Source organism: Streptomyces milbemycinicus (assembly GCF_002154605.1).
Taxonomy (GTDB): domain Bacteria; phylum Actinomycetota; class Actinomycetes; order Streptomycetales; family Streptomycetaceae; genus Streptomyces; species Streptomyces milbemycinicus.
Window position 1 is genome coordinate 1 of the sequence record NZ_MUNE01000317.1, and the last position, 2,616, is coordinate 2,616.

The 2,616-nt window shown below is 67.8% G+C and carries 2 protein-coding genes; both read left to right on the forward strand.

All coding sequences use genetic code 11. From position 1 onward, the window contains the following. A partial coding sequence (locus CCN51_RS24820) for a glycoside hydrolase family 113 protein (RefSeq protein ID WP_107426069.1) occupies positions 1 to 1,109 on the forward strand: 1,109 nt, incomplete at its 5' end. Between the two features lie 380 nt (positions 1,110 to 1,489). Next, the coding region (iscB, locus tag CCN51_RS24825) for an RNA-guided endonuclease IscB (protein WP_245881678.1) at positions 1,490 to 2,616 on the forward strand (1,127 nt) is incomplete at its 3' end.

Here is a 2,616-nt window from a genome sequence, read left to right on the forward strand (position 1 = left end):
TACGTCAGGCCGCCCGGGCCGAGGCGGCGAGCCGCCGCGGCCCGGGCGGCCTGACGTACCGGGGCGTGGGATACGAGGTCATCGAGGGCGATACGCCGGCGACGAGCTGGAATGCCACGCGGATGCGCAAGGACATCAGGGTCATCAAGAACGACCTGCACGCCACCTCGGTCTCGGTCTTCGGTTCCGGCGTCGACCGGCTCAAGGCCACATCCTCGGAGGCGGCGGAGCGCGGGCTGCACGTCTGGCTCCAGCCGCGCCTGGCGGACGTCTCCCACCAGGAGATTCTCGACCACTTGGCGGAGACCGGCAGGCACGCCGAGCGCCTGCGGCGGCAGGGCGCGCGGGTCCACCTCAGTGTGGGTTGCGAGTTCTGGTTGTTTGTCCCGGGCATCGTCCCAGGTGACAACACCCTTGAACGCATCCAGAACATACTGAGCGGAAACTACGACCCCGAGAAGATGGCGCGTCGGCTGGGCGAGTTCACCGCACGGGCGGCGAAGGTCGGCAGGTCCGTCTTCAAGGGCCGGATGACGTACGGCGCGGCGCAGGACGAAGAGGTCGACTGGAACCTGTTCGACATGGTCAGCGTCGACTACTACTCGTACTTCCCGAACCGGGCCGACTACGTCCGCGAGCTCACACCCTTCCTTCGCTGGAACAAGCCGGTCGTGATCTCCGAGTTCGGCACCTGCACCTTCAAGGGCGCCCCGGAGCAGGGCGGCATGGGCTGGTCTGTCATCGACTACGACAAGGAGCCGCCCGAGATCATCGGCGACCTGGCCCGCAGTGAGCGGTCCCAGGCCGCATACCTCACCGACCTGCTTGCCGTCTTCGAGTCCATGAACCTCTACGCGGCCGTGGCGTACCAATTCGTCGCCCCCGACAACCCGCATCGGACCAACCCGCGCTACGACCTCGACCTGGCGAGCTACGGCATCGTCAAACCGATCTGGAAGACCTTCGACGACCCGACGCCCAACTGGCACTGGGAGCCGAAGGAAGCGTTCCACGCACTGGCCCAGCACTACGGCCGCCGCATACCGGCGATCAGCCTGGCCCCGGGCGACACCAACGACAGGCGAGACATCTTCGTCCGCGGCCGCTGAGCGACCGCGCCCGCCTCAATTAGAGGAGCATGGCCACCTGTAACGGGTTCCCGGCCCTGAAGGGCCGGGCTTTCAGCCGCAGTGGTTGAGGGCCGCCGTTACCAGCACCAGCCAACAAAGCATGGAGGAGGTGACCGAAGTTGGCAACGTTCCGCGTAGGCGAGAAGACCCACCAAGCTGTGCTTCACCAGCAGCTTGCTCTGGAACTCGACCCAGCAGACAACCCCAGGGACAGGGACGAAACGGGGGCCGAGCGCCGTGAGGCAACCGGCGCGGAACATGTGCGAGGTGAGATCCCCGCCGCTTCACCTGGCAGCGGGGGCGTCACCCCCAACCAGCCGGTTGGGGAGGAGCCGCGTGAGCGGCACCCATTCGTGTTCGTGCTCGACAAGCACGGCCGACCATTACAGCCCTGCACACCCGCCAGGGCCCGCAAGCTCCTGAAGAAGGGACGCGCCGTTGTCCACCGGCACACCCCGTTCGCCATCCGCCTCAAGGACCGCACCATCGCCGAATCCGAAGTCGACGGCGTAGAGCTGGGTATCGACCCCGGCAGCAAACACACCGGTATCGCCACCTTCACCGCCCAGGCTGGAGAGCGCAGGGGGCGGTACGCGGTCCAGCTCGACCACCGGGGCGCGGTCATCCGGAAGAAGATGGGACAGCGCGCCGCCTACCGGCGCCGTCGCCGCACCTCGAACCTGCGCTATCGCGCCCCGCGCTTCAACAACCGCACCCGCCCCGACGGCTGGCTCGCCCCCTCCCTCCAGCACCGGGTCACCACCACCGTCTCGTGGGTGAGGCGCCTCGCGCGCTGGGCACCGGTCCGCGCCGTACACGTGGAACGGGTCGCGTTCGACACCCACGCCATCAGCGCAGGCAGACCACTGGAAGGCGCCGAGTACCAGCACGGCACCCTCCACGGCACCGAGATCCGCGAATACCTCCTGGCCAAGTTCGGCCGGGCCTGCGTCTACTGCGGCATCGCAGGAGTGCCGCTCAACATCGACCATGTCCACCCTCGCAGCCGGGGCGGCAGCGACCGGATCTCCAACCTGGTCATCGCCTGCATCCCCTGCAACGAATCCAAATCCCACCGGCCCGTCGAGGAATTCGTGCGCGACAAGTCCAAGCTCGCCAAGATCCTCGCTCAGGCCAAAGCCCCGCTGCGGGACGCGGCAGCCGTGCAGTCCACCCGCTGGGCACTGTGGCGCGCCCTCGACCAGATGCTGCCCACCCACATCGCCTCCGGCGGCCGCACGAAATGGAACCGCACCCGCTGCGGACTCCCGAAGTCCCACACCCTCGACGCCCTCAACGTGGGCAAACTCGACACGGTCACCGAAACCGCCAATCCCATACTGGTCGCCGGATGCTCTGGGCGCGGCCAGCACCAGCGCACCAGCCCCGACCGCCACGGCTTCCCCCGCCGCACCAGCCCACGAATCAAGACCGTGCACGGCTACGCCACCGGCGACCTCGTGACCGCTTCCGTACCCAAGGGCAA